A 7,614-nucleotide genomic window follows, 5' to 3' on the forward strand; every position below is an offset into this window, starting at 1 on the left:
GCTGCAGCAACAAAGACTTTTAAATTTTCCAAAACTTGATCTTGTCCAGCGAAATCATCAAATGACAGCGGACGTAATCTTTTCTCAAGATCTAACTCTTCTGAGTTATATCCTTTAGTAGTAGGATCTAGATTTTCATTCATCCTACAAAGATATATAAACTAATCAGTTTGTAAAACAGTTCAACTCAACGTTTAGAACTTTAACTAAACAAAAAAGGCTGTCATTTCTGACAGCCTTTGATTATTTTTTAGTGGTGTAAAACTTCTTCACCTTCTTTCATTGGTACATTTTGAGGAACAAAATCTACATCGTGATTAGGGTTACTATAGTCATACGGCCAACGATATACATGAGGAATTTCTCCTGGCCAGTTACCGTGAATATGTTCAACTGGAGTTGTCCACTCTAAAGTTGTAGATTTCCAAGGATTTTGAACTGCTTTCTTACCGTAGAAAATACTACTAAAGAAGTTGTATAAGAATACTAATTGGAATGCACCTCCTACAAGAGCAAATGTTGTGATTAAAACATTCACATTTTGTAAATCATCAAATAATGGGAAGTTAGTATTTGTATAGTAACGTCTTGGCAAACCAGCTAAACCGATGAAGTGCATTGGGAAGAAAACTCCATAAGCACAAACCGCAGTTACCCAGAAGTGAATATAACCTAAGTTTTTATTTAACATTCTTCCGTACATTTTAGGGAACCAGTGGTAAATACCAGCAAACATTCCATAAAGTGCAGAGATACCCATTACTAAGTGAAAGTGAGCAATTACGAAGTATGTATCGTGAACGTTAATATCTAGTGTACTATCTCCTAAAATGATCCCCGTTAACCCTCCAGTGATGAAAGTAGAAACCATTCCGATAGAGAATAACATTGCAGGGTTAAATTGTAAGTTACCTTTCCATAAAGTTGTAATCCAGTTGAATGCTTTTACAGCAGATGGAATTGCAATCAATAAAGTTGTAAAAGTAAATACAGATCCTAAGAAAGGATTCATACCTGAAATAAACATGTGGTGACCCCAAACGATAGTAGATAAGAATGCAATTGCAAGAACTGACATAATCATCGCTCTGTAACCGAAAATTGGTTTACGAGCATTTGTAGCCATAATTTCTGACACAAGACCCATCGCTGGTAAGATTACAATGTAAACCTCAGGGTGGCCTAAGAACCAGAATAAGTGCTCGAATAATACAGGAGAACCTCCTTGGTAGTGTAAAACTTCACCAGCAATATAGATGTCAGATAAGAAGAATGAAGTACCAAAACTTCTATCGAAAATCAATAATAATGCTGCAGATAATAAAACCGGGAACGAAATAACACCAATAATAGCTGTTACGAAAAATGTCCAGATTGTAAGTGGAAGTCTAGTCATAGACATTCCTTTAGTTCTTAAGTTAAGTACAGTAACAATGTAATTTAAAGATCCCATCAAAGAAGATGCGATGAAAATAGCCATAGATACTAACCATAATGTCATACCTGTTCCTGATCCAGGGATTGCTTGTGGCAATGCACTCAAAGGAGGATAAATTGTCCATCCTGCAGATGCTGGTCCAGCCTCAACAAATAAAGAAGATAACATTACAACTGCAGATAAGAAAAACAACCAGTATGAAATCATATTCATAAATCCAGATGCCATATCTCTTGCTCCAATTTGAAGCGGAATCAATAAGTTACTAAATGTTCCACTCAAACCAGCAGTCAGTACAAAGAATACCATGATGGTACCGTGAATTGTAACTAATGCTAGATAAATATCATTTGCCATTACACCATCAGGTGCAAATTTATCTCCTAATAAAACATTAAATATTTTGAAAGACTCCTCTGGCCACGCTAATTGCATTCTGAAAAGCAAGGACATTGCAATCCCAATTACTCCCATAACAATACCAGTAATCAAGTATTGTTTAGCAATCATTTTGTGATCAATACTAAAAATATATTTAGTAATGAACGTGTCTTTATGATGATGTTCGTGCTCGTGATCGTGTCCGTGATCGTGACCGTGCGCTTCTGCTGACATATATTTGTACTTTAAATTTTCTTAATAATATTATTTTATCGCAACTTTAGCTACAGCTGCTTTTACAGTATCAACAACTGTTTTAACAGTGTCAATAATTTTTGCAGTAGTATCTGTAGTTGGTGCAGCTCCTTCAGCTGGTTTCTCAGCAGCAGCAGCCGCTTTAATATCTTGAGCTAAAGTAGTTTTCTCGCTTAACCATTTTTTGTAATCTTCTGGAGTATCAACTACAACTTTCATTTGCATATTATAGTGAGAAGCTCCACAGATTTTATTACACAATAATAAGTAATCAAATGTGTAAGGATCTAAAGCTGTACCACCTTTTGCAACTAACTCAACGCTTTTTTCAGCTCTAAGTTTGTTAATGTTAGCAACTTTTTCAACCATAAATGGTAATTCTCTATATTCTGCAGTAGTATAAGTAGGAATGAATGCAAATTCAGTAACCATACCTGGAACACAGTTCATTTGTGCTCTAAAGTGAGGAAAGTAAGCCGAGTGCAAAACATCCTGAGAACGCATTTTGAAGTGAACTTTTTTTCCTTTAGGGATATGTAATTCTGAAACTACAATATCATCTTGAGCATTTGGATCTGACATGTCAACACCTAAAGTATTTACACCTTGGATTAAACGAACGTTAGCTTTACCTAAAACGTTATCTTGTCCTGCATATCTTGCAGTCCATTTAAACTGTTGAGCGTATAATTCGATCTCGATTACGTCTTCATCTTTATCAACGAACATAATGTTATTCCAAGCATACAATCCATAAAGAATTAAACAAGCCAAAACAACAGAAGGAATAATACTCCAAATTGCCTCTAACTTATTACTATCAGCAAAGAATAATGCTTTTTTATCTTTATTACCTCTATTCTTAAAAGAAAACCAGTATAATAAACCTTGTGTAATAAATTGAACTAAGAAAATTAAAACCCAAGTGATATTCATTAAATTATCTACCAAAAGCCCATGTTCTGATGCAGGAGTATGCAAAGCTAAACCTCCCCATTTTAATAGACCGTAAATAGTAAATATATAAATGAAAGCTAAAAAGCCAAACATAATATATCCTTGAATGTTATTATCATTATCTGATGCAACCTGAGAATCGCTCGAAGAAACTCCAACCTGAGTAAGATCAAATATCTTCGTCAATTGCCATAATGCAACTGCTAATAAAACTACAACTATAATTACCAACAAACTTGTCATCTGTTTACTTCTTTAAATATTAATAATGAAAATGTTTACTTTCTTCGATGAAAGGATTTCTTTTTGCAAGCAGAGGAGATTTAGTTAATGCAGTAAATACAACAAATATAAATAAACCTAAGAAGAAAAGAATCGATGCAATTTCAGGAACTCCGATAAACCATTTGTCTCCTACAGTTCCAGGCATAATCATATTAAAGAAATCAACATAATGACCTAATAATATTACAACACCAGCCATAACGATAACCCAGTTAAGTCGTTTGAAGTCAGTATTGATTAATATTAATAACGGGAAAACAAAGTTCATAACAACCGCCCCAAAGAAAGGAAGGTTATATAATTGAATTCTTGTTACAAAATAAGTTACCTCTTCTGGAATGTTAGCATACCAGATCAACATGAATTGAGAAAACCATAAATAAGTCCAGAAAATACTAATACCAAACATGAACTTAGCTAAATCGTGGATATGGCTATTATTTACAAACTCTAAATATCCTTTTGATTTTAAATAAACTGTTACTAAAGCAATAGCAGTAATACCACTTACAAAGAAAGAAGCAAATACATACCATCCAAATAATGTACTGAACCAATGCGGATCAAAAGACATAATCCAATCCCATGACATGATAGATTCAGAAACGATGAAGAATACTAAGAATCCAGCAGAAGCTTTGAAGTTCTTTTTGTAATAAAGATCATCATTTGCCTCATCTTGTTCTAAACAGTTTTTTCTTGAATAGTAACGATATAAGTTCCATCCTAATAAAAAGATTGCCGCTCTAGCAATCCAGAAAGGAAAGTTTAAATAACCAGATTTACCAGCAATAATAGCATCATAATTAGCATTTTTAGGATCTGTTACACCCTCTCCCAACCAAACAAAAATATGGTTAAAGTGTAATCCACATAAAACTAAAATTATGAAGAAGATAATAGAACCAGCTGGTAAGTAAGCCGTTATACCTTGCATAACTCTAAACAAAACTGGAGACCAACCTGCTTGAGCAACTTGTTGAATAGCATAGAAAGCTAAAACCCCCATTGAAAGAAGTAAAAAGAAAATACAAGCTACATATAAAGCAGACCAAGGCTTATTTTGCAATTGGTGTAATACGTGCTCTAAGTGTTTTTCGTGCTCATTTGCACCAGAAACTTCTGCGTGCTCAGCTCCTTTATGAGAGTCATGTGCAACTTCAGCAGCCTCATGATGACCTGCTTCTTTGTGAGATGCCTCCGCTTTTTCTTCATGCGCCACACCATGAGAACCATGTTCATCTGCAGCTAGTATTTTTTCAACTTCTTGAATATCTTTTGGTGCACTTAAAAAACCATACCCAATTCCTAATAACCCAACGGCCATTAAGATGATAGAAAAAGTTTTTAATTTACTTGAAAATGTATACATATCTATTACGATCAGTTTGTTCAACAATTATAATTGGCTTCTTAGTTTCAGAACATAGTCAGCAACTAACCAACGTTCGTGAGAACTTAATTGATTTGCATGTGAACCCATTGCATTTAAACCATAAGTCTCAACATGAAAGATACTTCCCTCAGTGATTTCTCTGTCTTTATAGCTAGGTACTCCAAGAAATTTTTCTCTTTCAACCAATTTACCTTTACCGTTACCAGCAGCACCATGGCAGCTAATACAATAAATTTCGAAAAGCTCTTTACCTTTTCCTGAATTTCTTTCCTCTTCTGTCAAAGGTGATTTTAAATTAGCTTTTGCTAATTCATAACCAGCAGTTGAATTTTCATATTCATAAGGTTCGAAACCTCTATTGATAGTTCCTTCAACAGGAAGCTGTCCTTCTTTTCCTCCCTTAAATATTTTTGCTTCTGAATATGGCTCATAAGCAACAGACTCATACATATTTGGGAAATACTGATAGTTCGGTGCCGAATTATTGTGGCAAGATGAAACTAAAATAGTTATACCAACTAAAAGTGTTATTTTATATATCCTTTTCATAGCTACAATTAATTCTTTTCTATTACTTTAACTTCAACAGCTCCAGTTCCTTCAAAGAAAGAAACTAACTCTGTTTCGTTATCATTTACAGCAACCTCCATTAAAAAGTGGTCATCAGTTGTTCTTACGTCTGGGTTTTCAGCTTCTTTAAATGGCCATAATCTACTTCTCATGTAAAAAGTAATTACCATTAAGTGAGCTGCAAAAAACACAGTCATTTCAAACATAATTGGCACGAAAGAAGGCATGTTTTGGATGAAACTAAAACTTGGTTTACCTCCAATATCCTGCGGCCAGTCATGAATCATGATGTAACCCATCATTGTTGTTGCAACAGAAATACCAACACAACCATATAAAAAAGCACATATTGCTAATCTTGTTGGTGCTAATCCCATGGCTTTATCCAATCCGTGAACTGGGAATGGAGTAAAAACCTCTTCAATATGATGATGAGCAGCTCTAGTTTTCTTTACTGCATTCATCAAAACGTCATCGTCATTATAAATGGCGTATATAACTTTATTACTCATGATGTGAATCTTTACTGTTTGCTCTTTCTCTAATATAATTATCTCCTGTTCCTTTCAAAATTGTTTTAACCTCTGCCTGAGCAATTACAGGGAATGTTCTAGAGTATAATAAAAACAATACAAAGAAGAAACCAATTGTTCCAATGAAAATTCCAATATCAACAAATGTTGGTGAGAACATTGTCCAAGAAGATGGAAGGTAATCTCTATGTAAAGAAGTAACAATAATTACAAATCTTTCAAACCACATACCGATGTTTACAACAATCGAGATGATGAATGAGAACATGATACTTGTTCTTAATTTTTTAAACCACATGAATTGAGGAGAGAATACGTTACATGTCATCATTGACCAATATGCCCACCAGTAAGGTCCAGTAGCTCTGTTTAAGAATGCATATTGCTCATACTCTACACCTGAATACCAAGCTACAAATAACTCAGTGATGTAAGCCACACCTACAATAGATCCAGTAATCATGATAATGATGTTCATTAACTCGATATGCTGTAATGTGATGTATGCTTCAAGGTTAGATACTTTTCTCATAACAATCAACAATGTATTTACCATCGCGAATCCAGAGAAAACCGCTCCAGCAACGAAGTATGGAGGGAAAATTGTTGTATGCCATCCTGGAATTACAGAAGTAGCAAAGTCCATAGATACAATCGTGTGTACAGAAAGTACAAGTGGAGTAGCTAAACCAGCTAATACCAAAGATACTTCTTCGAAACGTTGCCAATCTTTTGCTCTACCGCTCCATCCAAAACTTAAGATAGAATAAACTCTTTTGTTAAATGGAGTAATAGCTCTATCACGTAGCATTGCAAAGTCAGGTAATAAACCAGTCCACCAGAAAACTAATGATACTGAAAGATACGTTGAAATTGCGAATACGTCCCAAAGTAAAGGTGAGTTAAAGTTTACCCATAAAGATCCAAATTGGTTTGGAATAGGTAATACCCAGTATGCTAACCATGGACGTCCCATGTGAATAATTGGAAATAGACCTGCTTGAACTACCGAGAAGATAGTCATTGCTTCCGCAGAACGGTTAATAGCCATTCTCCAACGTTGACGGAAAAGTAATAATACCGCAGAAATTAATGTTCCAGCGTGACCAATACCAACCCACCAAACGAAGTTAGTAATATCCCAAGCCCAGCCAACTGTTTTATTTAATCCCCATGTTCCGATACCGGTAGATACGGTGTAAATTATACAACCTAACCCCCAAAGGAAGGCTATTAATGCGATTGAAAATACAATCCACCATTGCTTGTTTGCAGGTCCCTCAACAGGTGCTGCTACATCTACAGTTACATCGTGATAAGATTTATCACCAATAACTAAAGGTTTTCTAATGGGTGCTTCGTAGTGAGACGACATAATCCTTTATATTGTTTCTTAATTAATAATTTTACTAAGTATTTCTAACTTTAACATGGTAAACCACATTAGGTTTTGTACCTACATGCTCTAATAAGTGGTATGATCTTTCGTCAGCCGCTAATTTAGCAACTTTACTTTCTTTATCATTTACATCACCAAATATCATCGCTCCTGAAGAACAAGCACTAGAACAAGCTGTTTGGAATTCACCATCTCTAACTGGACGGCCTTCGTTTTTAGCTTTTAATTTAGTAGCTTGTGTCATTTGGATACACATAGAACATTTCTCCATAACACCACGAGAACGTACGTTAACGTCAGGATTTAATACCATACGGCCTAAATCATCGTTCATATGATAATCGAACTCGCTGTTTTTGTTGTATAAGAACCAGTTAAAACGACGTACTTTATATGGACA

6 protein-coding genes and 2 pseudogenes are annotated in these 7,614 nt (G+C 34.8%); all 8 read right to left on the reverse strand.

Going from position 1 to position 7,614, the window contains the following annotated elements; genetic code table 11:
- Nucleotides 1-143, reverse strand: a pseudogene (locus B3J44_RS21425) (Holliday junction branch migration DNA helicase RuvB); the annotation flags it as partial.
- Nucleotides 144-250: 107 nt separating this feature from the next.
- Entirely contained in the window at nucleotides 251-2,053 is a 1,803-nt protein-coding gene (locus B3J44_RS21430; protein ID WP_198854496.1) for a cytochrome c oxidase subunit I, read from the reverse strand.
- Between the two features lie 30 nt (nucleotides 2,054-2,083).
- Entirely contained in the window at nucleotides 2,084-3,274 is a 1,191-nt protein-coding gene (locus B3J44_RS21435; RefSeq protein WP_286971332.1) for a cytochrome c oxidase subunit II, read from the reverse strand.
- A 19-nt stretch (nucleotides 3,275-3,293) separates the two neighbouring features.
- The gene (locus tag B3J44_RS21440) at nucleotides 3,294-4,688 is read right to left on the reverse strand and encodes a quinol:cytochrome C oxidoreductase (RefSeq protein ID WP_286971334.1); all 1,395 of its coding nucleotides are present in this window, start codon (nucleotides 4,686-4,688) and stop codon (nucleotides 3,294-3,296) included.
- A gap of 27 nt (nucleotides 4,689-4,715) precedes the next feature.
- Entirely contained in the window at nucleotides 4,716-5,261 is a 546-nt protein-coding gene (locus B3J44_RS21445) for a c-type cytochrome (protein WP_198854499.1), read from the reverse strand.
- 8 nt (nucleotides 5,262-5,269) lie between these two features.
- Nucleotides 5,270-5,794 carry a DUF3341 domain-containing protein gene (locus B3J44_RS21450; RefSeq protein ID WP_198854500.1) on the reverse strand — a complete coding sequence of 175 codons (525 nt, stop codon included), beginning with the start codon at nucleotides 5,792-5,794 and terminating at the stop codon, nucleotides 5,270-5,272.
- Nucleotides 5,787-7,190, reverse strand: a complete 1,404-nt coding sequence (nrfD, locus tag B3J44_RS21455) for an NrfD/PsrC family molybdoenzyme membrane anchor subunit (RefSeq protein ID WP_008466839.1) — start codon at nucleotides 7,188-7,190, stop codon at nucleotides 5,787-5,789. The genes B3J44_RS21450 and nrfD overlap by 8 nt, the downstream gene beginning before the upstream one ends.
- A 34-nt stretch (nucleotides 7,191-7,224) precedes the next feature.
- Nucleotides 7,225-7,614 (reverse strand): annotated as a pseudogene (locus B3J44_RS21460) (quinol:cytochrome C oxidoreductase); the annotation flags it as partial.

Origin of the sequence: Flavobacterium sp. UBA4854, from assembly GCF_002399805.1 — a bacterium.
Lineage (GTDB): Bacteria > Bacteroidota > Bacteroidia > Flavobacteriales > Flavobacteriaceae > Flavobacterium > Flavobacterium ginsengisoli.